The organism is Streptomyces sp. NPDC024698 (assembly GCF_055559015.1).
This window is the reverse complement of sequence record NZ_JBVHLK010000005.1, coordinates 1-23500: the sequence shown is the minus strand read 5'-3', so window position 1 is coordinate 23500 and position 23500 is coordinate 1. Positions and strand designations below refer to the sequence as shown.

22 protein-coding genes are annotated in these 23500 nt (G+C 72.3%); all 22 read left to right on the top strand.

Annotation, left to right across the window (positions count from 1 at the left end; genetic code table 11):
- Positions 1–169: 169 nt before the first annotated feature.
- A complete protein-coding gene (locus tag ACZ4AA_RS13645; RefSeq protein WP_467600457.1) occupies positions 170–1657 on the top strand; it encodes an FAD-dependent monooxygenase in 1488 nt (495 codons plus the stop codon).
- A 13-nt stretch (positions 1658–1670) separates the two neighbouring features.
- Entirely contained in the window at positions 1671–1997 is a 327-nt protein-coding gene (locus tag ACZ4AA_RS13640; RefSeq protein ID WP_467600454.1) for a TcmI family type II polyketide cyclase, read from the top strand.
- Positions 1994–3274: a beta-ketoacyl-[acyl-carrier-protein] synthase family protein gene (locus ACZ4AA_RS13635; protein WP_467600451.1), complete on the top strand. Its 1281-nt coding sequence runs from the start codon at positions 1994–1996 to the stop codon at positions 3272–3274. Before ACZ4AA_RS13640 ends, ACZ4AA_RS13635 begins: the two co-directional genes overlap by 4 nt.
- The gene (locus ACZ4AA_RS13630) at positions 3271–4497 is read left to right on the top strand and encodes a ketosynthase chain-length factor (protein ID WP_467600448.1); all 1227 of its coding nucleotides are present in this window, start codon (positions 3271–3273) and stop codon (positions 4495–4497) included. Before ACZ4AA_RS13635 ends, ACZ4AA_RS13630 begins: the two co-directional genes overlap by 4 nt.
- A gap of 139 nt (positions 4498–4636) precedes the next feature.
- The gene (locus ACZ4AA_RS13625; RefSeq protein WP_467600445.1) at positions 4637–4906 is read left to right on the top strand and encodes an acyl carrier protein; all 270 of its coding nucleotides are present in this window, start codon (positions 4637–4639) and stop codon (positions 4904–4906) included.
- 133 nt (positions 4907–5039) lie between these two features.
- Positions 5040–5825: a 3-oxoacyl-ACP reductase FabG gene (gene fabG / locus ACZ4AA_RS13620; protein WP_467600442.1), complete on the top strand. Its 786-nt coding sequence runs from the start codon at positions 5040–5042 to the stop codon at positions 5823–5825.
- A 20-nt stretch (positions 5826–5845) separates the two neighbouring features.
- Positions 5846–6799 carry an aromatase/cyclase gene (locus tag ACZ4AA_RS13615; RefSeq protein WP_467600439.1) on the top strand — a complete coding sequence of 318 codons (954 nt, stop codon included), beginning with the start codon at positions 5846–5848 and terminating at the stop codon, positions 6797–6799.
- A gap of 2 nt (positions 6800–6801) precedes the next feature.
- On the top strand, positions 6802–8883 hold the full coding sequence (locus tag ACZ4AA_RS13610) for an SDR family oxidoreductase (RefSeq protein WP_467600436.1): 2082 nt from the start codon (positions 6802–6804) through the stop codon (positions 8881–8883).
- Positions 8884–8903: 20 nt separating this feature from the next.
- Complete coding sequence (locus tag ACZ4AA_RS13605) at positions 8904–10115, top strand: MFS transporter (protein ID WP_467600433.1); 1212 nt, start codon at positions 8904–8906, stop codon at positions 10113–10115.
- Between the two features lie 93 nt (positions 10116–10208).
- On the top strand, positions 10209–11492 hold the full coding sequence (locus tag ACZ4AA_RS13600; RefSeq protein ID WP_467600430.1) for a nucleotide disphospho-sugar-binding domain-containing protein: 1284 nt from the start codon (positions 10209–10211) through the stop codon (positions 11490–11492).
- A gap of 43 nt (positions 11493–11535) precedes the next feature.
- The gene (locus tag ACZ4AA_RS13595; RefSeq protein WP_467600427.1) at positions 11536–12810 is read left to right on the top strand and encodes a nucleotide disphospho-sugar-binding domain-containing protein; all 1275 of its coding nucleotides are present in this window, start codon (positions 11536–11538) and stop codon (positions 12808–12810) included.
- Positions 12792–13373, top strand: coding sequence for a dTDP-4-dehydrorhamnose 3,5-epimerase family protein (locus ACZ4AA_RS13590; protein WP_467600423.1), 582 nt, complete (start codon positions 12792–12794; stop codon positions 13371–13373). Before ACZ4AA_RS13595 ends, ACZ4AA_RS13590 begins: the two co-directional genes overlap by 19 nt.
- Positions 13374–13375: 2 nt before the next feature.
- Entirely contained in the window at positions 13376–14503 is a 1128-nt protein-coding gene (locus tag ACZ4AA_RS13585; protein ID WP_467601348.1) for a nucleotide disphospho-sugar-binding domain-containing protein, read from the top strand.
- A gap of 25 nt (positions 14504–14528) precedes the next feature.
- The gene (locus tag ACZ4AA_RS13580; RefSeq protein ID WP_467600420.1) at positions 14529–15590 is read left to right on the top strand and encodes a glucose-1-phosphate thymidylyltransferase; all 1062 of its coding nucleotides are present in this window, start codon (positions 14529–14531) and stop codon (positions 15588–15590) included.
- A complete protein-coding gene (gene rfbB / locus ACZ4AA_RS13575; protein WP_467600417.1) occupies positions 15587–16570 on the top strand; it encodes a dTDP-glucose 4,6-dehydratase in 984 nt (327 codons plus the stop codon). Before ACZ4AA_RS13580 ends, rfbB begins: the two co-directional genes overlap by 4 nt.
- On the top strand, positions 16560–17621 hold the full coding sequence (locus ACZ4AA_RS13570) for an NAD-dependent epimerase/dehydratase family protein (protein WP_467600414.1): 1062 nt from the start codon (positions 16560–16562) through the stop codon (positions 17619–17621). Before rfbB ends, ACZ4AA_RS13570 begins: the two co-directional genes overlap by 11 nt.
- Positions 17618–18922 (top strand): lipopolysaccharide biosynthesis protein RfbH, encoded by a 1305-nt coding sequence (rfbH, locus tag ACZ4AA_RS13565; protein WP_467600411.1) that lies wholly within the window; start codon positions 17618–17620, stop codon positions 18920–18922. Before ACZ4AA_RS13570 ends, rfbH begins: the two co-directional genes overlap by 4 nt.
- Positions 18923–18976: 54 nt before the next feature.
- Positions 18977–19723, top strand: a complete 747-nt coding sequence (locus tag ACZ4AA_RS13560; RefSeq protein ID WP_467600408.1) for an NAD-dependent epimerase/dehydratase family protein — start codon at positions 18977–18979, stop codon at positions 19721–19723.
- Positions 19724–19852: 129 nt separating this feature from the next.
- Positions 19853–21253, top strand: coding sequence for an NDP-hexose 2,3-dehydratase family protein (locus tag ACZ4AA_RS13555; RefSeq protein ID WP_467600405.1), 1401 nt, complete (start codon positions 19853–19855; stop codon positions 21251–21253).
- A complete protein-coding gene (locus tag ACZ4AA_RS13550; protein ID WP_467600402.1) occupies positions 21250–22209 on the top strand; it encodes a Gfo/Idh/MocA family protein in 960 nt (319 codons plus the stop codon). Before ACZ4AA_RS13555 ends, ACZ4AA_RS13550 begins: the two co-directional genes overlap by 4 nt.
- The gene (locus tag ACZ4AA_RS13545) at positions 22206–22982 is read left to right on the top strand and encodes a 4'-phosphopantetheinyl transferase family protein (RefSeq protein ID WP_467600399.1); all 777 of its coding nucleotides are present in this window, start codon (positions 22206–22208) and stop codon (positions 22980–22982) included. The genes ACZ4AA_RS13550 and ACZ4AA_RS13545 overlap by 4 nt, the downstream gene beginning before the upstream one ends.
- A gap of 66 nt (positions 22983–23048) precedes the next feature.
- On the top strand, positions 23049–23500 hold a 452-nt coding region (locus tag ACZ4AA_RS13540; RefSeq protein WP_467600396.1), incomplete at its 3' end, for a carboxyl transferase domain-containing protein.

The window sequence follows — 23500 nt, the reverse complement described above, 5'->3', positions numbered from 1 at the left end:
GGGCATTCCGAAGAAGCTCTTCATTAGCTTCCGCATCACTGTGTCGATTACCCGGCAGGCAGTCGCCGGACACAGTCACCGCGTATAAGCATCGAGCGGCGCACCGAGGTCCATTCCGGTGCGCCGCTTCGTCGTATCGGCCTTTCAGACGCCCCCGGAGGACACATCCATGGACGCTTCCGTCATCGTCGCCGGCGCAGGTCCCACCGGACTGATGCTCGCCGGGGAACTACGGCTTGCGGGAGTCGACGTCATCGTCCTGGACCGGCTCGGGGAGCGCACCGGCGAATCCCGCGGGCTCGGCTTCACGACCCGGACGATGGAGGTCTTCGACCAGCGCGGACTGCTCCACCGCCTCGGCGACATGGGCACGAGCAACGCCGGCCACTTCGGCGGTCTGCCGGTCGACTTCGGCATCCTCGACAGCGTTCACCAGGCGGCCAAGACCGTCCCCCAGTCGGACACCGAGACGATGCTCGAGGACTGGGTGCGCGAACTGGGCACCGACCTGCGGCGCGGCCACGAACTGGTCAGCCTGCGCGACCACGGCGACCACGTCGAGATCGAGGTGCGCTGTCCCGGGGGAGAGGAGAGCCGGCTGACGGCCTCCTACCTGGTGGGATGCGACGGCGGCCGCAGCACCGTGCGCAAGGGCGCCGGCTTCGACTTCCCGGGCACCGCCGCGACCATGGAGATGTACCTGGCGGACATCAAGGGTGTGGACCTGGCGCCGCGGCTGATCGGCGAGACGTTCGCCGGCGGCATGGTCATGTGCGGCCCGCTCGGCGACCGCGGTGTCACCCGCATCATCGTCTGCGAGCGCGGCACACCGCCCCGCAAGCGCACCGAACCGCCCGCATACGCGGAGGTGGCGGCGGCCTGGCAGCGGATCACCGGCATCGACATCGCGCACGCCGAGCACGAATGGGTCAGTGCCTTCGGCGACGCGACCCGGCTCGCCACCGAGTACCGGCGCGGCCGGGTCCTGCTCGCCGGGGACGCCGCGCACATCCATCTGCCGGCCGGCGGCCAGGGCATGAACACCGGCATCCAGGACGCCGTGAACCTCGGCTGGAAACTCGCCGCCGTGGTCCGCGGCACCGCGCCCGAGGAACTCCTCGACACCTACCACGGAGAACGCCACGCGGTCGGCGAGCGGCTGATGATGAACACCAGGGCGCAGGGCCTGCTCTTCCTCAGCGGCGACGAGGTCCAGCCCCTGCGCGACGTGCTGAGGGAACTCATCCGCTACGAGGACGTCAGCCGTCATCTCGCCGGCATGGTGAGCGGACTGGAGATCCGCTACGACGTCGGACGCGGCGGCCACCCGCTCCTCGGCCTGCGGATGCCGCACCTGGAGCTCGTCGGCGACCGGCGCAAGACCAGCAGCACCGAACTGCTGCGCGCGGGGCGGGGACTGCTGCTCGACCTGGCGGACAGCGCCGTGCTCCGCGACCGCGCGGCCGGATGGTCGGACCGGGTGGACCTCGTGACCGCCGAGCCCCACGCGGTGGCGGCCGACGGTCCGCTCGCGGGCACCTCGGCGGTGCTGGTGCGCCCCGACGGACACGTGGCCTGGGCCGCGCCAGGCAGCCATCACGACCTGCCCATGGCACTGGAGCGCTGGTTCGGCCCCTCCCGCATCCAGCAGTCCTGACAAGGAGAGACGTATGCACAGCACATTGATCGTGGCCCGGATGGAACCCCGCTCGGCCGAGGACGTGGCCCGCCTCTTCGGCGCGTTCGACGACACCGACATGCCGCGGCGCATGGGCACCCGGCGGCGGCAGCTCTTCACCTACCGGGGCCTCTACTTCCACCTCCAGGACTTCGACTCCGAGGACGGCGGCGAACGGATCGAGGCGGCCAAGGAGGACCCACGCTTCGTCGGGATCAGCCAGGACCTCAAGCCCTTCATCACCGCCTACGACCCCGCCACCTGGCGCTCCCCGGCCGACGCCATGGCCCAGCGCTTCTACCACTGGACCTCGCGGTGAGCGCCAGCTACGGCCGACGGGTCGTCATCACCGGCATCGGCGTCACCGCGCCCGGCGGCGTGGGCGCCAAGAACTTCTGGAGCCTGCTGGCCGACGGGCGCACCGCGACCCGGCGCATCAGCTTCTTCGACCCGTCCCCGTTCCGCTCCCAGGTCGCCGCCGAGGTCGACTTCGACACCGAACTCCTCGGTCTCGGCGCCCAGGAAGTACGGCGCATGGACCGGGCAGCGCAGTTCGCCGTGGTCACCGCACGGGAGGCGGTGGCGGACAGCGGACTCGAGTTCGACTCCCTCGACCCGCACCGCACGGGCGTGACCATCGGCAGCGCGGTCGGCGCCACGATGGGGCTCGACGAGGAGTACCGCACCGTCAGCGACAGCGGACGGCTCGATCTCGTCGACCACGCGTACGCGGTCCCGCACCTCTACAACTACCTGGTGCCCAGCTCCTTCGCCGCCGAGGTGGCCTGGGCGGTGGGCGCCGAGGGCCCGACCACGGTGGTCTCCACCGGCTGCACCTCCGGCCTCGACGCCGTGGGCCACGCCGCCGAGCTGATCCGCGAGGGATCGGCCGACGTCATGGTGGCCGGCGCGGCGGACGCCCCGATCTCGCCCATCACGGTGGCCTGCTTCGACGCCATCAAGGCCACCACCTCGCGCAACGACGACCCGGAGCACGCCTCCCGCCCGTTCGACGGGACCCGCAACGGCTTCGTCCTGGGCGAGGGTTCGGCCGTCTTCGTGCTGGAGGAACTGGACAGCGCTCGGCGGCGCGGCGCCCATGTCTACGCGGAGATAGCCGGGTACGCCACCCGCAGCAACGCCTTCCACATGACCGGTCTGCGCCCCGACGGACGCGAGATGGCCGAGGCGATCCGGATCGCCCTGGACGAGGCGCGGCTCGCCCCGGAATCGGTCGACTACGTCAACGCGCACGGTTCGGGAACCAAGCAGAACGACCGGCACGAGACCGCCGCGTTCAAGCGCAGCCTCGGCGAGCACGCGTACGCCGTGCCCGTCAGCTCCATCAAGTCGATGGTGGGGCACTCGCTCGGCGCCATCGGCTCGATCGAGATCGCCGCGAGCGCGCTGGCGATGGAGAACAACGTCGTGCCGCCCACCGCCAATCTGCACACACCCGACCCCGAGTGCGACCTCGACTACGTGCCGCTCACCGCCCGGGACTGGAGGACCGACGCCGTGCTGTCCGTCGGCAGCGGATTCGGCGGGTTCCAGAGCGCGATGGTGCTCGCCCGTCCCGATCGGAGGGCCGCATGAGCGCGACCGGCGTGCGGGTCGCCGTCACCGGTCTCGGCGTGGTCGCGCCCAACGGCCTCGGCACCGAGGCCTATTGGGCGGCGACCCGCAAGGGGAGCAGCGGCATCGGCCGGATCACCCGCTTCGTGCCCGACCGCTACCCGAGTCAACTGGCCGGTGAGATCGACGGGTTCGTGGCGGCGGAGCACCTGCCGGGCCGGCTGCTGCCGCAGACCGACCGGATGACCCAGCTCGCCCTGGTGGCCGCCGACTGGGCGTTCGAGGACGCCGCGGTGCGCCCGGGAGAGCTGCCCGAGTTCGAGATGGGCGTGATCACGGCCAGTTCGTCCGGCGGATTCGAGTTCGGACAGCGGGAGTTGCAGGCCCTGTGGAGCAAGGGCAGCCGCTACGTCAGCGCGTACCAGTCGTTCGCCTGGTTCTACGCGGTCAACAGCGGCCAGATCTCCATCCGCAACGGTATGCGCGGCCCCAGCGGCGTCGTCGTCAGCGACCAGGCGGGCGGGCTCGACGCGGTCGCCCAGGCACGGCGGCAGATCCGCAAGGGCACCCGGCTGGTGATGTCGGGCGCCGTCGACGCCTCCATCTGTCCCTGGGGCTGGGTCGCCCAGATGGCGAGCAACCGGCTGAGCACGAGCCGCGACCCGGAACGGGCCTACCTGCCCTTCGACGCGGCAGCCGCCGGACACGTGGCAGGCGAGGGCGGCGCCCTGCTGGTCCTGGAGGAACTGGAAGCGGCCCGCGCCCGCGGCGCCCGGCAGATCTATGGCGAGATCGCCGGATACGGCTCCACCCTCGACCCCCGGCCGGGCAGCGGACGCCCCCCGGGGCTGCGCAAGGCCGTCGAACTGGCCCTGGCCGACGCCGGGGCCGAACCCCGCGACATCGACGTGGTGTTCGCCGACGCGGCCGCGATTCCCGAACTCGACCGGATCGAGGCGGCGACGATCACCGAGGTGTTCGGTCCGCGCGCGGTGCCGGTGACGGCGCCCAAGACCATGACCGGTCGGCTCTACTCGGGCGCGGCGCCGCTGGATCTCGCCGCCGCGTTCCTCTCCATGCGGGACGGGGTGATCCCGCCGTCCATCGGCGTCTCCCCGGCCCCCGAACACGGCCTCGACCTGGTCGTCGGCCAGGAACGGACCGCCACCGTGCGCTCCGCCCTGGTGATCGCCCGCGGCCACGGCGGATTCAACTCCGCGGTCGTGGTGCGCGCCGCCGCCTGAGGCGCGCCCTGCCCGCCCCAGGGCTGTGGCCCGCCGTGACACCGAGGCGTGCGCGCGGGCGAGCGGCGGAGGTCACCCCGGCTCACGGAGGACCGGCGTGGCCCGCATCCCCACCCCAGCGACGAAAGGACACTCACCCATGCCCTCCCACGAGTTCACCCTCGACGACCTCAGGCGCATCCTGCGCGACGGGGCCGGCGCCGACGAATCCGCCGACCTCGACGGGGACATCGCCGACACCGACTTCGAGTCGCTGGGCTACGAGTCCCTCGCGATGCTGGAGACCGGCGGGCGCATCGAGCGCGAGTTCGACATCACCCTGGACGACGACACGCTGACCGACGCCCGCACTCCGCGCGAGCTGATCGAGGCCGTCAACGCCCTGCTGGTGCCCGCCGAGATCGGCTGAGCCCGCCCCAGGACCGCGCCGCCGGCTCCCGCCGGTCACCGTCGATGCCCCCGGCGGGAACCGGCGGCGCGCCTTCTCCCCGTGCCATCCCTTCGCCCTCCCGCGCCTCCCTTTCCCTCTCCAGGAGACAGACATGACGCAGCAGAACCCGAAGGTCGCCCTCGTCACGGGCGCGACCAGCGGCATAGGCCTGGCGGTGACCAGGCTGCTGGCCGAGCAGGGCCACCGGGTGTTCCTCTGCGCCCGTACCGAGGACGGTGTGACCCGTACGGTCAAGGAACTCCTCGACGACGGGCTGGAGGTCGACGGCGTCCCCTGCGACGTCCGCTCGGCCGAGGACGTCAAGCGCTTCGTGCGCCAGGCGGTCGAACGCTTCGGCACGATCGACGTCCTCGTCAACAACGCGGGCCGCTCCGGCGGCGGAGTCACCGCCGACATCACCGACGACCTCTGGTTCGACGTCATCGACACCAATCTCAACAGCGTCTTCCTGATGACGCGCGAGGTGCTCACCACGGGCGGCATGCGCGACAAGGACCGCGGCCGGATCATCAACATCGCCTCCACCGCGGGCAAGCAGGGCGTGGTGCTCGGCGCCCCCTACTCGGCCTCCAAGCACGGAGTGGTCGGCCTGACCAAGGCGCTCGGCAACGAGCTGGCGCCCACCGGGATCACCGTCAACGCGGTCTGCCCCGGCTATGTCGAGACGCCGATGGCGCAGCGGGTCCGCCAGGGTTACGCCGCCGCGTACGACACCAGCGAGGACGCCATTCTCGAGAGGTTCCAGGCGAAGATCCCGCTCGGCCGCTACTCGACGCCGGAGGAGGTCGCGGGCCTGGTCGGCTATCTGGCGTCCGACTCCGCCGCCTCCATCACCTCCCAGGCGCTGAACGTCTGCGGCGGCCTGGGCAACTTCTGAGACACGCAGGAGACCATACGATGACGACCCGTCAGGTCGAGCACACCGTCACCGTCGAGGCCCCGGCCGCCGCCGTCTACCGGCTGATCGCCGAGGTGGAGAACTGGCCGCGGATCTTCCCGCCCACCCTGTACGTGGACCACGTCGACCACGGCGACCGTGTCGAGGGGGGCGCGGCGGAGGAACGCATCCGGATCTGGGCCACCGCCAACGGCGAGGCCAAGAACTGGACTTCGCGCCGCACCCTGGACCCCGCGAACCTGCGGATCACGTTCCGCCAGGAGATCTCCACCCCGCCGGTCGCCGCCATGGGTGGCACCTGGATCATCGAGCCGCTCTCCGGGACCTCGTCGCGGGTACGGCTGCTGCACGACTACCGGGCCGTCGACGACGCCCCGGAGGGACTGAAGTGGATCGACGAGGCCGTCGACCGCAACTCCCGCTCGGAGCTGGCCGCGCTGAAGGCGAACGTCGAACTGGCCCACGCCTCCGAGGAGATCACCTTCTCCTTCGAGGACACGGTGCAGATCGCCGGCGCGGCCAAGGACGCCTACGACTTCGTCAACGAGGCCGGGCTGTGGGCCGAGCGGCTGCCGCACGTGGCCTCCGTGCGCTTCTCGGAGGACACCCCGGGGCTCCAGGTGCTGGAGATGGACACACGCGCCAAGGACGGCTCGACGCACACCACGAAGTCGTACCGGGTGGTCTTCCCGCACCACACGATCGCGTACAAGCAGGTCACCCTGCCCGCGCTCATGACCCTGCACACCGGCCGCTGGACGTTCGCGGAGAACGCCGGCGGGGTTGCCGTGACCTCGCAGCACACCGTGGTCCTGAACACGGCGAACATCGCCGCGGTTCTGGGCTCCGACGCGAGCGTCGCCGACGCCCGGGAGTACGTCCGCGGCGCTCTGAGCGCCAACAGCCGCGCCACCCTCGGCCACGCCAAGGACCACGCCGAGAACCGGCGCTGACCATGGCCGCCCTGGACACCGATGTGGTCGTCGTCGGCGCGGGACCGGTCGGTCTGCTGCTCGCCGGGGAACTGCGTTCCGGCGGGGCGCGGGTGATCGTGCTGGAGCGCCTGACCGCGCCCACGACGGAATCGCGGGCCTCGGTCCTGCACGCCCGCACCATGGAACTGCTGCACGCGCGGGACCTGGTCGCGCCTCTCGGGCCGCCGCCCGATGCCGGGCCCGGCCACTTCGGCGGAATCCCCCTCGATCTGACCGAGGCCGGTGACAGCCCGTACGCAGGTCAGTGGAAGGCGCCGCAGACCCGCGTGGAGGCCGTACTCGCGGACCGGGCGACCGGCCTCGGGGCCGTGGTGCGGCGCGGCCACACGGTGACCGGCCTGTCCGAGGAACCCGACCGGGTGCACGTCGTCGCGGTCACCCCGGCGGGGGAGCGGCTGCGGCTGAGCGCCGCGTACGTCGTCGGCTGCGACGGCGAGGAGAGCGCCGTGCGGCGGCTGGCCGGTTTCGCGTTCCCCGGGAGCGGCCCCACCAAGGAACTGCTGCGCGCGGACCTGACGGGCGTCGACCTGCGGGAGCGGCGCTTCGAGCGGCACCTCCTCGGGGTGGCCAACGCCCGCCGCGGACCGGACGGTGTCACCCGCGTCATGGTGCACGCCTTCGGCCGGGTCTCCGGCGACGCGAAGACCCCCGCCTTCGAGGAGGTGCGCGCGGTGTGGGCCCGGGTCACCGGCGAGGACCTCGCGGGCGCCCGGCCGCTCTGGCTCAACGCGTTCCACAACACCCGTCGCCAGGCGGCGCGTTACCGCATCGGCCGGGTGTTCCTCGCCGGAGACGCCGCCCACGCGCAGCTGCCGGTCGGCGGGCAGGCCCTCAACCTCGGCCTCCAGGACGCGGCGGACCTCGGCGGAAAGCTCGCCGCGCGGCTCGCCGGCCGGGCCGGCGACGACCTGCTCGACACCTACCACTCCGTCCGCCACCCGGTGGGCGCGCGCGTGCTCGGCAACATCGAGGCGCAGGCCCACCTGCTGTTCGGCGGCCCGGAAGTGGACGGCGTACGGACGGTGTTCCGGGAACTGCTCGGGATCCCGGCGGCCCGCCGCCACCTCGCCGCGATGATCAGCGGCCTCGACGGCGGCGGCCCGGCCGCGCACGACGCTCCCGGACCGACGCGTCAGCCCACCACGGACAGGCACACCACGGACAGGCACAGCACGGACGGGCACAGCATGGACAGGCCCACCACGAGCAGGCCCGCCACGCACACGCACAGCACGGACGGACCCACCACGGACACGCACACCAGGTACAGGAGGAACACCATGGGCAAACTGACCGGAAAGACCGCGCTCGTCACCGGCTCCAGTCGTGGCATCGGCCGGGCCACGGCGCTCCGGCTGGCCCGCGAGGGCGCGCTCGTCGCCGTGCACGGCGCGAGCAACGGCGAGGCCGCCGCCGAGACCGTCGCGGCCATCGAGAAGGAGGGCGGCCGGGCCTTCACGGTCCGGGCCGAGCTCGGCGTCCCCGGCGACGTCCACGAGCTGTTCCTCTCCCTGGAGAGGGAGTTGAAGGAGCGCACCGGCGTCACCACGCTCGACATCCTGGTGAACAACGCCGGAGTCATGGGCGGCGTGGCCCCGGAGGACCTCACGCCCGAGGCGTTCGACCGGCTCTTCGCCGTCAACGCCAAGGCGCCGTACTTCCTCGTGCAGCGCGCCCTGGGCAACCTCCCCGACGGCGGCCGGATCATCAACATCTCCTCGGGACTGACCCGGGTCGCCAACCCGCAGGAGGTGGCGTACGCGATGACCAAGGGCGCGATCGACCAGCTCACCCTGCACTTCGCCAAACACCTCGGACCCCGTGGCATCACCGTGAACAGCGTGGGCCCCGGCATCACCGACAACGGCACACCGGTCTTCGACGACCCGGAGGCGGTGGCGGCCATGGCGGGCTACTCGGTGTTCGGCCGGGTCGGCGACACCCGGGACGTCGCCGACGTGGTGGCCTTCCTCGCGAGCGACGACTCCCGCTGGATCACCGGCTCCTACCTGGACGCCAGCGGCGGCACCCTGCTCGGCTGAGCGGGCGGACGGCCAAGCGCATGACGACGCTCTCCGCACACCCCGCGCCCCGCACCGACGCCGGACGCAGGGCCCTGCTCTTCGTGCTCGCCGGCACCATGCTCATCGACGCCCTGGAGGTCTCCGTCGTCCTGGTCGCCCTGCCGGCCATGGAGCGCGACCTCGGTCTGTCGACGTTCGGCGGCCAGTGGGTGATGAGCGGCTTCGCCGCCGGCTTCGCGGCCCTGCTGCTGCTCGGTCCCCGGCTCGTCGCCCGCTGCGGCGGACGGTCGGTGTACCTGGCCGCGCTGCCGGTGTTCATCGCCGTCTCGGTGGCCGGCGGTCTCACCGACCAGGCCGCCGTGCTGATCGCCACCCGGGTGGTGAAGGGCATGTGCGCCGCGATGACCGCGCCCACCGGGCTCGCCATCATCAGCACCGCGTACCGCCCGGGAGCCGAGCGGCGCCGGGCGGTGTCGGTGTACTCGCTCTTCGGGGCGGCGGGCTTCACGGCGGGACTGCTGTGCTCGGGGGCGCTGACCGCGCTGAGCTGGCGCTGGAACCCGGTCTTCCCGGCCCCGGTCGCCCTGGTGCTGCTGGCCGCCGGGTTCCGGCTCATCCCGCGCGACGACGGGCCCGCGCCCGCCGCACCACTCGGGGCCGCCCTGGCACGGCACCTGCGCAACGGCCCGTTCCGGCGCTCGGCGGTCTGCGCGGCCACCCTGAACGGCACCTATCTCGGCCTGCTGATGCTGCTCGTCCACCGGATGCACGACCCGTGGGGGTGGAGTTCCTGGCGTACGGCGCTCGCGCTCCTGCCGGCCTGTCTGCCGCTGGCGCTCGCGCTGCCCTTCGCGGGCCGGATGGTGGGGCGCTTCGGCACCGAACGGCTGATCAGGGCGGGAAGCTGCGCCGCGGCGCTCGGCTGCGTGACCGCGCTGCTGACCGCGGGATCAGGCACGTACGCCACCGGCGTGCTGCCCGCGCTGCTGCTCGTCGAGGCCGGATTCGTGCTGTCCTTCGCCGCCCTCAACCTCCAGGCCACGGCCGGGATTCCGGCCGAGCACCGGGCTTCGGCCGTGCCCGTCTACCAGACGGCCGTACAACTGGGCGCCGTGCTGGCTCTGCCGGTCACGGCCGCCGCGCTCGACACCGGCCGGGAGACCGCGCTGGGGTTCCTCACCGCCCTGTCCACGACCGGCGCGCTCGTCGCCTGCACCGCCCGCACCCGCGGGGCGGACACCGCGCCCTGACCGCCCCGGGCTCCACCTCCTCGCGGGCCGTGCCCGTCCACGTCCTCGCGTCCCCGCACAACCGAACACGAACGGAGTCCCACGATGCGTGTCATGTTCACCATCTTTCCGGCGACGGCACACCTGTATCCCGTCGTGCCGCTGGCCTGGGCGCTCCAGAGCGCCGGGCACGAGGTCGTCGTGGCGAGCCACGCGGGCGTCGTGGACCCGGGGGTGATCGCGAACATCCGCGCGGCCGGGCTCACGGCCGTACCGCTGGGATCGCCGGAGGAACTGCCGGAAGCCCTGAGCAAGAACACCGGGGACGCCAAGCCGGACCGCCCCACCCTCGCCTTCGACGCGTGCGAACCGGAGGAGTCCGAGGGCTGGCGCACGGCCCGAACGGTCCTGGGCGGCATGTTGAGGATGCACTACCCCGAGCCCGCGGAACCGGGCGGCCGCAGGCCCGTGCTGGACAACCTGGTCGACTTCGCCCGCGAGTGGAAACCCGACCTCGTGCTGTGGGACCCGCTGATGTTCCCCGCGCCCATCGCCGCGCGGGTCACCGGCGCCGCGCACGCCCGCCTGGTCTGGGGCATGGACAACATCGCGCTGATCCACGAACGGACGAAGCGCGAACTGGCCGACCCGAAGGCGGAGTTGACCGAGCATCCCTGGCTGAGCTGGTACGGCCCCGTACTGGAGCACCACGGGCTGGAGTTCAGCGACGAGATGCTGCTCGGCCAGTGGACCCTCGACCTGACCCAGTCCAGGATGCGGCGGCCGGTCGAGCTGACCCACGTGCCCATGCGGCGCGTCCCCTACAACGGCGCGGCCCCCCTCCCGGCCTGGCTGCACGGCCGGCCCGAACGCCCGCGCGTGGTACTGACCTTGGGGGTGAGCCGCCGCAAGATCTTCGGCAAGTACAGCGGGTTCCCGATGCGCGAGTTCTTCGAGTCGGTGTCCGCGCTGGACATCGAGGTCGTCGCCACCCTCAACGGCGAGCAGCTCGCCGCGGCCGGCACCCTGCCCGACAACGTCCGCACGCTGGAGTACGTGCCGCTCAACCAGGTCCTGCCGACCAGTTCGGCGGTCATCCACCACGGCGGAGGCGGGACCTTCTCCGCCGCGGTCGCCTATCAGGTGCCCCAGCTCGTGGTGCCGCTGCCCATGTGGGACGAGATGGTCACCGCCCGGTACGTCGAGGACATGGGCGCGGGTCTGGTCGCCGACCCCGAGAGCCTGGACGTCCCGGGACTGCACAAGCAGCTCGTGCGGCTCCTGGAGGACCCGTCGTTCTCGCTCGGCGCGCGCCGTCTGTACGACGAGATGCTCTCCGCGCCCGCGCCGAAGGACGTCGTCCCCCTGCTGGAGCGCCTGACCGCCGAGCGCCGCTGACCACCCGAAGAGGCCGGTGCGGCCGGAGAGGACTGTCCGTCAGATGCGCGTACTGGTGATCGCCACCCCTGTACCGTCCCATTTCCTGCCCCTGGTACCCCTGTTGTGGGCGCTGCGTTCGGCCGGCCACGAGGTGCGGGTCCTCGGCCAGCCCGATGTCCTGGGCGCGGTCCGGGACTGCGGACTCACCGGCGTCGGCGTGGGCGACCCTTTCGACGTCGACGCCATGCTGCTGAGGAATCTGCCCGGGGAGCGGCGGCCCCTCCAGGCCAGACCCCGTCCGGCCCCCGAACTGCTCGGCGGATACGGCAGGTTGTGGTGGGCCCACGCCACCGCGCTCCTCGACCGGTACACGGCTCCGGCCGAGGAGTTCGGACCGGAGCTGATCCTGGCCGACCCGCTGGAGTACTGCTCCCTGATCATCGGCGCCCGGCTGGGCGTGCCGGTGGTGCACCACCGCTGGACGGTGGACGCCATCTCCGGCCCCGCCCGGCGCTTCGTCCGGGAGTCGGCCGCGGGCGCCCAGTCGGCCGTGGGCGCCGAGTCGGCCGTACGCGTCGAGTCGGCCGTGCCGCAGGACCCGGCCGAGCGTCCGGACCCGGCCCGCCTGCCGGACCCGACCGTGCTGCTCGATCCGTGCCCGCCGTCGCTGCGGCTGCCGGACGGCGATGCGGGTGTGCCGATCCGCTACGTGCCCTACAGCGGGGGAGCCGTGACGCCGGCCTGGGTACGGTCGGACCCCGGCCCGGGAGCCGGGCGGCGGCGGGTCGCCGTCTCGCTCGGCAACACACCGGCGCTGCACGGCGAGGGCTTCGTCCGCGGCCTGCTGCACGCCCTCGCCGCCCGGTCCGACGCCGAGATCCTCGTCACGCTGCCGGAACGGCACCGGTCGGCGGTCGGACCGCTGCCCGGGAACGTGACAGCCGTCGACCCGCTGCCCCTGCACCTGTTCCTCGGGACCTGTGACGCGGTCGTGCACCACGGCGGCGCGGGTACGGCGATGACCGCCACGGCGTTCGGACTGCCCCAACTGGTGCTGCCCCAGCTGGCGGACCACTTCCCGCTGGCCGACCGGCTCACCGCGACCGGTGCCGGACTGTCCTTCGACACGGCGGCGCGGCAGGACGACCCGCGGCTGGTCGGACAGGCACTGGACGAGCTGCTGTCCGACCCGCGTCACGCCCGTTCGGCCCGCCGCCTGGCCGCGGAGATGGCCGCCATGCCGTCCCCGGCCGCCGTGGCCGCCGGTCTGGAACGGCTCGCGGAAGCGCACACGGAACCCAGAGAGGCGAGCCTGCCGTGCACATCGAGGAACTGACCCTGCCCGGGACCTTCCTGATCACACCCGACCAGATCCCGGACGAGCGCGGGACGTTCTACGAGTCCCTGCGCAGCGACGCGCTGGAGAGCGCCACCGGCGCCGCCTTCCGGCCCCAGCAGATCAACTACTCCGTGTCGAGACGGCACACCCTGCGGGGCATCCACAGCGTGCTCATCCCGCCCGGCCAGGCCAAGGTCGTCACCTGCGTCCGCGGCGCGCTGCGCGACATCGTCGTGGACCTGCGGATCGGCTCCCCGACGTTCGGCGAGCACCACGTCAACGAACTGACCGCGGACTCAGGCCGGTCCGTCTACGTCCCGGAGGGCGTGGGTCACGGATTCCTCGCGCTCAGCGACGACGCCTGCATCTGCTACGTCGTCTCCACCACCTATGTGCCGGGCACCCAGATCGACGTCAACCCGCTCGACCCGGAGCTCGATCTGCCCTGGAACTGCCCCGACACCCCTCTCATCTCGGACAAGGACGCGAAGGCGCCGACCGTGGCCGAGGCCGCACGGGCAGGTCTGCTGCCCCGATTCAGCAAGGCGGGGACGCCGTGAGAATGCTCTTCGTGGCGGCGGGCAGCCCGGCCACCGTCTTCGCCCTGGCCCCCTTGGCCACCGCCGCCCGCAACGCGGGCCACCAGGTGGTCATGGCTGCGAACGACGACATGGTGCCGGTCATCACGTCCTCGGGCCTTCCGGGCATCGCGACGACCGACCTGCCCATCCGGCACTTCATCACCCTGGACCGCGCGGGCGAACCCGAGGCGATCCCCTCCGACCCGGCCGAACAGGCCCTGTTCACCGGGCGCTGGTTCGCGCGGATGGCCGCTTCGAGCCTTCCGCGCATGCTGGAGTTCTGCCGTGCCTGGCGGCCCGACCTGATCGTCGGCGGCACGATGAGCTACGTCGCCCCGCTGCTCGCCCTGCATCTGGGCGTACCGCATGTGCGCCAGACCTGGGACGCCATCGAGGCCGACGGAATCCACCCCGGCGCGGACACCGAACTCGGCCCCGAACTTGCGGAGTTCGGACTCGTCCGGCTGCCCGACCCCGATGTCCTCGTGGACATCTGCCCGCCGAGCCTGCGGCCGCCGGGGGCCGCCCCCGCCCGGCAGATGCGCTACGTTCCGGCCAACGGCCAGCGACGACTGGAACCGTGGATGTACGGCCGCGGCGAGCGCCGCCGCGTCCTGGTGACCTCCGGCAGCCGGGTCGCCAGGGAGAGCTACGACAAGAACTTCGACTTCCTGCGCGGCCTCGCCAAGGAAGTCGCCGCCTGGGACGTCGAGTTGATCGTCGCCGCGCCCGAGGCGGTCGCCGAGGCCCTGCGCGAGGAACTGCCGGAAGTCCGGGCCGGCTGGACGCCGCTCGATGTGGTCGCGCCCACCTGCGATCTGCTCGTGCACCACGGAGGCGGCGTCAGCACACTGACCGGACTGAACGCCGGTGTGCCCCAACTGCTGATCCCCAAAGGTGCCGTGCTGGAGAAGCCCGCCCTTCGCGTCGCCGACCTCGGGGCCGCGCTCACGCTGCTGCCCGGCGAGGACTCGGCCGAAGCGATCGCGGACTGCTGCCAGGAACTGCTGACCGACGACGCATACGGCGAACGGGCCCGCGGACTCTCCCGGGAGATCGCCGCCATGCCCTCGCCCGCGAGCGTGCTCGACGCGCTCGAACAGGCATGAATACACGAACCGAGAGGACCTCTCGATGAAGGCTCTGGTGCTCGCCGGCGGATCTGGAACCCGCCTGCGGCCTTTCAGCTATTCGATGCCCAAACAACTCATCCCCATCGCCAACACACCCGTGCTGGTGCATGTGCTGCACGCCGTCAGGGAGTTGGGGGTGACCGAGGTCGGAGTGATCGTCGGTGACCGCGGCCCCGAGATCGAGGCCGTCATCGGCGACGGCGCCCGGTTCGGCCTGCGGATCACCTACATCCCCCAGGACGCGCCGCGCGGCCTGGCCCACACCGTGTCCATCGCCCGCGGATTCCTCGGCGACGACGACTTCGTGATGTACCTCGGCGACAACATGCTCCCCGACGGTGTCGTCGAGATCGCCGAGGACTTCAACCGGCAGCGGCCGGCCGCCCAGGTCGTCGTGCACAAGGTCTCCGACCCGCGCTCCTTCGGCGTCGCCGAACTCGGCCCCGACGGAGAGGTGTTGCGCCTGGTGGAGAAGCCGCAGCAGCCGCGCAGCGACATGGCCCTGATCGGCGTGTACTTCTTCACCGCCGCCATCCACGAGGCGGTCGCCGCGATCGAGCCGAGCGCCCGGGGCGAACTGGAGATCACCGACGCGATCCAGTGGCTGGTCACCTCCGGCGCGGACGTACGGGCCAGGGTCTACGACGGCTACTGGAAGGACACCGGGAAGGTCGAGGACGTCCTGGAGTGCAACAGCCACCTCCTGGACGGACTGACCCGGCGGGTCGACGGACACGTCGACGCCGACAGCGTGCTCGTCGGCCGGGTCGTGGTCGAGGCGGGGGCGATCGTCGAGCGGTCCCGGATCGAGGGGCCGGCGATCATCGGCGCCGGCACGGTCCTGCGGGACAGCCATGTGGGCCCGCACACCTCCATCGGGCGCCACTGCACGGTGACCGACAGCCGGCTGGAGGGCTCCATCGCCCTGGACGAGGCGTCGGTCACCGGCGTGCACGGGCTGCACAACTCGCTGATCGGGCGCGCCGCGTCCGTCGGCACCACCGGCCCGGGCCGCCACCGCCTGGTCGTCGGAGACCACACCCGAGTGGAGGTCGCGGCATGAGGATCCTCGTCACCGGGGCGGCCGGATTCATCGGCTCGCACTTCGTGCGCGGCCTGCTGGCCGACCGGTACAGCGGCTGGGAGGGCGCCCAGATCACCGCCCTGGACAAGCTGACCTACGCGGGCAACCGGGAGAACCTGCCCGCCTCGCACGAACGGCTCGTGTTCGTCCGCGGCGACGTGTGCGACCGCGCCCTGCTGCGCGAACTGGTGCCCGGCCACGACGCCGTGGTCCACTTCGCGGCCGAGTCCCACGTCGACCGCTCCCTGGAGGGCGCCGGCGAGTTCTTCCGTACGAACGTGCTGGGCACCCAGACCCTGCTGGACGCGGTGCTGGAGAGCGGGATCGAGCGGGTCGTGCACGTATCCACGGACGAGGTGTACGGCTCGATCGACGAGGGCTCCTGGACGGAGGAGTGGCCGCTCGCACCCAACTCCCCCTACGCCGCCTCCAAGGCAGGCTCGGACCTGGTCGCGCGGGCCTACTGGCGCACCCACGGCCTGGACCTCTCGATCACCCGCTGCTCCAACAACTACGGGCCCTACCAGCACCCCGAGAAGGTCATCCCGCTGTTCGTCACCAACCTGCTGGAGGGCCGCCAGGTCCCGCTGTACGGCGACGGCCGCAACGTCCGCGAGTGGCTGCACGTGGACGACCACTGCCGTGGCATCCACCTCGTGCTCAACGGGGGACGGGCGGGCGAGATCTACAACATCGGCGGCGGCAACGAGTACAGCAACCTCGCCCTGACCGAACGGCTGCTGGAACTGACCGGCGCGGGCGAGGAGATGATCCGCCGCGTCGCGGACCGCAAGGCGCACGACCTGCGCTACTCGATCGACGAGTCGAAGATCCGCGAGGAGCTGGGCTACGCGCCGCGGACCGGCTTCGAGAAGGGCCTGGCCGACACGGTCGCCTGGTACCGGGACAACCCCGACTGGTGGAAGGCCGTCAAGGACGGACCGAGCCGTGCGGCCTGAGCACCGCCCGGTGACGGGGCTCTCGGTCGTGGTCCTCGGCGGCACCGGCTTCCTGGGCCGCCGCATCGGCGCGGCGTGCGCGGCCCAGGGCGCCCGGGTGCACGTGGTCTCGCGCGCCGCGCCGGCACCCGTCGCCGCGCCGGGAGTGCCGGCCGTCGGCCTTGACCTGGTGACGGCCTCACCCCGGGAGATCGCCGAGGTGTTCGCGGAGGCCCGCGCCGACGTCGTGGTCAACGCGGCCGGGCGGGCCTGGCGGGCCGACGAGGCGGAGATGGCCGCGGGCAACTCCGAACTGGTCGAGCGGGTCGTCGCGGCGCTCGCGGAGCTGCCCGGAGCGCCGGTACGGCTCGTCCAGCTGGGCACCGTCCACGAGTACGGGGCGGGAGCCCCGGACGCCGCCACCGGCGAGGACTACGAGCCCGCGCCGGTCACTCCGTACGGACGCACCAAGCTCCAGGGCACTCGGGCCGTGCTGCGGGCCCGGAGCGAGCGGGGCGTGGACGGTGTGGTGCTCCGGCTTGCGAATGTGATCGGCGCCGGGGTGCCCGAGGGCAGTCTCTTCGGCCGGGTCGCGGCGCATCTCGGTGCGGCGGCCCGGGCCGAAGCGCGCGGGGAGAAGGCCGCCGAACTGCGCCTTCCGGCGCTGCGCGCGGCCCGCGACCTGGTGGACGCCGACGACGTCACCGCGGCCGTGCTGGCCGCGGCCACCGCGCCGGCGGCTGACGTCGCCGGTCAGGTGATCAACGTGGGCCGTGGCACGGCGGCCCCGATGCGCGCGCTGGTCGACCGGATGATCGAACTCAGCGGCCTCGACCTCCCGGTGACCGAGGCGGCCGAAGCGGCCGGGGGAGCGGGCTCCCGCACCGACGTCCCGTGGCAGTGCCTGGACGTCTCGCGCGCGCTGCGCCTGCTCGGCTGGCGTCCGCTGCGCGGCCTCGACGACTCCCTGCGCGACCTGCTCGCCTCCGTACTGCCGCCGGAGCACCCCCGGCCCGGCACTCCACTCGGGATCACGGCCGACGCACCGGCCGAAGAAGGGAAACGACCATGAGCGACCGCAAGGACCTGATACTCGAAGGGGTCCGCGACTACCACCGGGAGTCGTCCCCGAACCAGGAGTTCATCCCCGGCACCACCGAGATCTGGCCGTCCGGCGCCGTCCTGGACGAGAACGACCGGGCGGCCCTGGTGGAGGCGGCGCTGGAGATGCGCATCGCCGCCGGTACCAGCTCCCGCAAGTTCGAGTCCGCCTTCGCCCGCCGTCTCAAGCGCCGCAAGGCCCACCTCACGAACTCCGGTTCGTCGGCCAACCTGCTGGCCGTGTCGGCCCTGACCTCCCACACGCTGGAGGACCGTCGGCTGAAGCCGGGCGACGAGGTCATCACCGTCGCGGCGGGCTTCCCGACGACGGTCAACCCGATCCTCCAGAACGGCCTCGTCCCGGTGTTCGTGGACGTGGACCTCACCACCTGCAACGCGACCGCCGACCGGGTGGCCGCGGCGATCGGTCCGAAAACGCGGGCCATCATCATCGCCCACGCGCTCGGCAACCCCTTCCCGGTCACCGAGATCGCCCAACTCGCCGAACAGCACGACCTGTTCCTGATCGAGGACAACTGCGACGCGGTCGGCTCGCTGTACGACGGGAAGCTCACCGGCACCTTCGGCGACATGACGACCGTCAGCTTCTACCCGGCGCACCACCTCACCATGGGCGAGGGCGGCTGCGTCCTGACCGGCAACCTCGCCCTGGCCAGGATCGTGGAGTCGCTGCGGGACTGGGGCCGGGACTGCTGGTGCGAGCCGGGCGAGAACGACCGGTGCCTGAAGCGGTTCAAGTACCAGCTGGGCACGCTGCCGGCCGGGTACGACCACAAGTACATCTTCTCGCACGTCGGTTACAACCTGAAGGCCACCGACATCCAGGCCGCCCTCGGGCTCACCCAACTGGCCAAGCTCGACTCCTTCATCGAGGCCAGGCGGCGCAACTGGCGGCGGCTGCGGGAGGGCCTGGACGGGGTGCCCGGACTGCTGCTGCCCGAGCCCACCCCGCGCTCCGAGCCCAGCTGGTTCGGCTTCGTGATCACCGTGGACCCCGAGGCGCCGTTCAGCCGCGCCGAGTTGGTGGACTTCCTGGAGGACCGAAAGATCGGCACCCGCCGGCTGTTCGCGGGCAACCTGACCCGCCACCCCGCCTACATCGACCAGCCGCACCGGATCGTGGGCGAGCTGACCAACAGCGACCTCATCACCGAGCACACCTTCTGGATCGGGGTCTACCCGGCGCTCACCGACGAGATGCTGGACTACGTCACCGCCTCGGTCAAGGAGTTCGTGGCCGCGCGCGGCTGAGCCGGACGGCCCTCCCACCCCTGGAGACACTGCTAGAGATCGGGACGACGACGTATGGACATTGTGGGAAACGGTTTCCTGGCGCGGAACCTGCGTCCGCTGGCCGCCCGGCATCCGGACACCGTGGCCCTCGCGGCGGGGGTGTCCTGGGCGAGCGGCACCTCGGACGCCGACTTCGCCCGCGAGACCGCGCTGCTGCGCGAGGTCGCGCGGCGCTGCGCGGCCGAGGGACGGCGGGTGCTCTTCTTCTCCACCGCGGCGACCGGGATGTACGGACTCGCCGAGGGCCCCGGCCGGGAGGACGTCCCGGTGACGCCCTGCACCCCCTACGGCGAGCACAAACTCGCCCTGGAGGAACTGCTGCGCGACACCGGGGCCGATCACCTCATCCTCCGGCTGGGGCATCTGGTCGGCCCCGGCCAGCCGGAACACCAGCTGCTGCCCACCCTGGTACGGCAGTTGCGGGAGGGAGTGGTCCGCGTGCACCGCGGGGCGGCCCGCGACCTCATCGACGTCGGCGACGTCATCACCGTGGTCGACCGGCTGCTCGCCGCGGACCCGCGGGCCGAGACGGTCAACGTGGCGTCGGGATTCGCGGCCCCGGTGGAGGAGATAGTCGACCTGCTCGCGAAGGACCTCGCACTGGAGGCGCGCCGGGAGTACCTCGACACGGGGGTCCGTCAGCACGTGATCTCCACCGAGAAGCTGAGGGCCCTGGTTCCGCAGGTCGCGCAGATGGGCTTCGGCCACGACTACCACCGCCGGATCCTCGGCGACTTCACGGCGTCCGTGTACGTCTGACGAGCGGGAGGCATCACCGAGCGGCCGCCCACCCGGGGCGATGCCGCAGCGCCGCACCTCAAACATTCGGGCCCATCGGGGCCCCGGACCGTCGGACCATCGGACCCATCGAACACGGAGAGTCCTCTGATGCTGCCTCTCGTCCCTCAACCGCGCGAAGACGCGAAGCTGCTGGCGGACCGGCTCGCCCTGTCGGCCGCCACCACCCAGGGCGCGCACCGGGCGACCGCCGGCTTCGCCGACTGGCTCGCCGAGCGGGGCCGCGCCAACGCCTTCCGCGTGGACCGCGTCCCCTTCGCCCGCCTGGACGGCTGGTCGTTCCAGGACACCACCGGAAACCTCGTCCACCGCAGCGGCCGGTTCTTCACCGTCGAGGGCCTGCACGTCACCGAGCGGGGCGACCCGTACGGCGACGGCCCGTACGCCGAATGGCACCAGCCCATCATCAAGCAGCCCGAGGTCGGCATCCTGGGGATCCTGGGCAAGGAGATCGACGGCGTCCTGCACTTCCTGATGCAGGCCAAGATGGAGCCCGGCAACCCGAACCTGCTCCAGCTGTCCCCGACCGTGCAGGCCACCCGCAGCAACTACACCAAGGTCCACCGGGGCGCGGACGTGAAGTATCTGGAGCACTTCGTCGGACCGGGACGCGGCCGCGTCGTCGCCGACGTCCTCCAGTCCGAACACGGCTCGTGGTTCTTCCGCAAGTCGAACCGCAACATGATCGTGCTGACGGACGACGACGTACCGCTCCTCGACGACTTCTGCTGGCTCACCCTCGGACAGATGGCGGAGCTCCTGCACCGGGACAACGTCATCAACATGGACTCCCGTACGGTCCTGTCCTGCCTGCCCGTTCCCGAGACGGCGGCCGACGCGCTGCTGTCCGACGCCCAGTTGCTGTCCTGGATCACCGGCGAGCGCTCCCGGCACGACGTGCACGCCGAACGCGTGCCGCTGGCCGGGCTGCCCGGCTGGCGACGCGACGAGATGACCGTCGAGCACGAGGAGGGCCGCTACTTCAAGGTGGTCGCGGTCGCCGTGGAGGCCGGCAACCGCGAGGTCACCGGCTGGACCCAGCCGCTCTTCGAGCCGGTGGGTCTCGGCGTCACCGCCTTCCTCACCCGCACGTTCGATGGCATCCCCCATGTCCTGGTCCACGCCCGGGTCGAGGGCGGGTTCCTGGACACCGTCGAGCTCGGTCCCACGGTGCAGTACACCCCCGGCAACTACGCTCACCTGCCCGGGACACAGCGCCCGGCGTTCCTCGACACGGTGCTCGACGCCCCGGCCGACCGCGTCCGGTACGAGGCCGTGCACTCCGAGGAGGGCGGCCGGTTCCTCAACGCCGAGAGCCGGTATCTCCTGGTCGACGCCGACGAGTCGGACGTACCCGCCGAACCTCCCGCCGGCTACGCCTGGGTCACACCGGACCAGCTCACCTGGCTCGTGCGCCACGGCCACTACCTCAACGTCCAGGCCCGAACGCTCCTGGCCTGCCTCAACGCCGCCGCGGCGCACGCCCGATGAGCGGCCCGGTACGCATCGGGGTGCTCGGCTGCGCGGACATCGCGCTCCGGCGGATGCTCCCCGCCTTCACCGCGGAGCCCGGTCTGGAACTCGCCGCGATCGCCAGCCGCGACCCGGCCAGGGCCGGACAGGCCGGCCTGCGTTTCGGCTGCCGTCCCGTCCACGGGTACGCCGAACTGCTGGAGGCCGACGACATCCAGGCCGTGTACGTGCCGCTGCCGGCCGCGCTGCACGCCCTCTGGGTGGAGGCCGCGCTGGAGGCGGGCAAGCATGTCCTGGCCGAAAAGCCCCTGACCACGGATCCGGAGAGCACCGAGCGGCTCCTCGACCTCGCCGCGAAGCGGGGCGTGGCCCTGATGGAGAACGTCATGTTCGTCCATCATCCCCGGCACGAGGCGGTACGGCAGCTGGTCGCCGACGGACGGATCGGCGAACTCCGCTCCTTCCGGGCGGAGTTCGCCATCCCCCCGCTCGCCGAAGACGACATCCGCTACTCCGCCGAACTCGGCGGCGGGGCGCTCTCGGACGTCGGCCTGTACCCGCTGCGGGCCGCGCTGCACTTCCTGGGACACGAACTCGACGTGGTCGGCGCCCGTCTCGTCCGGCATCCCGGACGCGAGGTCGAAACGGCGGGGGCGGCGCTGCTCGCCACCCCCGGCGGAGTCACCGCGCACCTCACCTTCGGCATGGAACACGCCTACGCCTCCCGTTACGAACTCTGGGGCAGCGAAGGGCGGATCACCGTCGACCGGGCCTTCACCCCGCCGGCCGACCTCGCGCCGGTGATCGGTCTGCACCGCGGCGCCGGACGGCAGGAGATCCGTCTGGAGCCCGCCGACCAGGTCGCGGCCACGGTCGCCGCGTTCGTCGACGCGGTCCGTGACGGAAGCGCCCCGCGCGCCGACACCCTGCGACAGGCCGAGCTGCTCGCCGAGGTACGGGGCGGCTCCGGGTGAGCCCCGCCCCTGCCTCGGCATCCCACCCCGAACAGGGCGAGGTGGCGGTGTGGTTGCTGGCGCCGCCCGGCGACGGGCCTCTCGCGTCCGACGAGCTCGACCCGGCCGAGCGGCGCCGCGCCGACGCGTTCCGGCTGCCCGGCGACCGCGCGCTCTACGTGGCCGCGCACATCGCGCTGCGCAGACTCCTGGCCGAGTATCTGCGCACGTCGGCAAGGGAGTTGGAGTTCGCCCGAGCGGCCTGCCCGCGCTGCGGGGGGCCGCACGGCCGCCCGGTGCTCCGGGAAGCCGGGCCCGGCGCCCCGCACTTCTCGCTGTCGCACAGCCGGGGCGAGGTCCTCGTCGGTCTGGCCTGCGTCCCGGTGGGCGTCGACATAGAGAGGGTCCCGCGCCCGGAGCGCGTTGAGGTCTGCCGGTCGGCACTCCACCCTTGGGAACAGCGGGAGTTGACGGCACTGCGGGCGCCGGACCGGCCGGCCCGCTTCGCCCGGCTCTGGACCCGCAAGGAGGCCTTCCTCAAGGGGACCGGCATCGGCGTGGGCGGCTGGACGTCCGAGGTGTACCTCGGCGAGGGCGGCCCGGGCGCTCCGCCGCGGCCGGACGGCTGGAGCGTCCTCGACGTGCCGTGCGGTCCGGGCCACGCGGCGGCCGTCGCGACGACGGGCCGCGCGCCCCGCGTCACGGTGCGCCGGCTCCCGCCCGAGGCCGTCCTCGCCGGCGGTCGCATCCCGCACGGGCCGACCGCGGCCCGTGGAAGTCCGTCATGTCCTTGACGGCGGTCACGCGCACGGCGACCCCGGCGCGCGTGACGCTCTCGACGCATCCGAGGAGGAACTCCCTTGACCGCAGTGGACGACAGGCCTCTGACGGCGATCGAGCCCACGGACGCCCACGGCCGTGCGGCCGAGCTGCACGCGATCCGTGCCAGGGCGCGGGCCGGCCCGAGCGAGAAGGCGACCGAGGCGCAGCACGCCAAGGGCAAGCTGACGGCGCGGGAGCGGATCGGGCTGCTGCTCGACGCGGGCTCGTTCCAGGAGGTCGAGCAGCTGCGCCGGCATCGGGCGACCGGTTTCGGTCTGGAGGCGAAGAAGCCGTACACCGACGGCGTGATCACCGGCTGGGGCACCGTCCACGGCCGCACGGTGTTCGTGTACGCGCACGACTTCCGGATCTTCGGCGGCGCGCTGGGCGAGGCCCACGCCACGAAGATCCACAAGATCATGGACATGGCCATCGCGGCCGGTGCTCCGCTGGTCTCCCTGAACGACGGCGCGGGCGCCCGTATCCAGGA

Coding starts and splice junctions, on each gene's coding strand:
- ACZ4AA_RS13630 (WP_467600448.1), top strand. CDS start 3,271: ATGAGCGCGACCGGCGTGCGGGTCGCCGTCACCGGTCTCGGCGTGGTC.
- ACZ4AA_RS13615 (WP_467600439.1), top strand. CDS start 5,846: ATGACGACCCGTCAGGTCGAGCACACCGTCACCGTCGAGGCCCCGGCC.
- ACZ4AA_RS13610 (WP_467600436.1), top strand. CDS start 6,802: ATGGCCGCCCTGGACACCGATGTGGTCGTCGTCGGCGCGGGACCGGTC.
- ACZ4AA_RS13595 (WP_467600427.1), top strand. CDS start 11,536: ATGCGCGTACTGGTGATCGCCACCCCTGTACCGTCCCATTTCCTGCCC.
- ACZ4AA_RS13640 (WP_467600454.1), top strand. CDS start 1,671: ATGCACAGCACATTGATCGTGGCCCGGATGGAACCCCGCTCGGCCGAG.
- ACZ4AA_RS13560 (WP_467600408.1), top strand. CDS start 18,977: ATGGACATTGTGGGAAACGGTTTCCTGGCGCGGAACCTGCGTCCGCTG.
- ACZ4AA_RS13600 (WP_467600430.1), top strand. CDS start 10,209: ATGTTCACCATCTTTCCGGCGACGGCACACCTGTATCCCGTCGTGCCG.
- ACZ4AA_RS13625 (WP_467600445.1), top strand. CDS start 4,637: ATGCCCTCCCACGAGTTCACCCTCGACGACCTCAGGCGCATCCTGCGC.
- ACZ4AA_RS13555 (WP_467600405.1), top strand. CDS start 19,853: ATGCTGCCTCTCGTCCCTCAACCGCGCGAAGACGCGAAGCTGCTGGCG.
- ACZ4AA_RS13550 (WP_467600402.1), top strand. CDS start 21,250: ATGAGCGGCCCGGTACGCATCGGGGTGCTCGGCTGCGCGGACATCGCG.
- ACZ4AA_RS13585 (WP_467601348.1), top strand. CDS start 13,376: ATGCTCTTCGTGGCGGCGGGCAGCCCGGCCACCGTCTTCGCCCTGGCC.
- ACZ4AA_RS13605 (WP_467600433.1), top strand. CDS start 8,904: ATGACGACGCTCTCCGCACACCCCGCGCCCCGCACCGACGCCGGACGC.
- fabG (WP_467600442.1), top strand. CDS start 5,040: ATGACGCAGCAGAACCCGAAGGTCGCCCTCGTCACGGGCGCGACCAGC.
- ACZ4AA_RS13580 (WP_467600420.1), top strand. CDS start 14,529: ATGAAGGCTCTGGTGCTCGCCGGCGGATCTGGAACCCGCCTGCGGCCT.
- rfbH (WP_467600411.1), top strand. CDS start 17,618: ATGAGCGACCGCAAGGACCTGATACTCGAAGGGGTCCGCGACTACCAC.
- ACZ4AA_RS13645 (WP_467600457.1), top strand. CDS start 170: ATGGACGCTTCCGTCATCGTCGCCGGCGCAGGTCCCACCGGACTGATG.
- rfbB (WP_467600417.1), top strand. CDS start 15,587: ATGAGGATCCTCGTCACCGGGGCGGCCGGATTCATCGGCTCGCACTTC.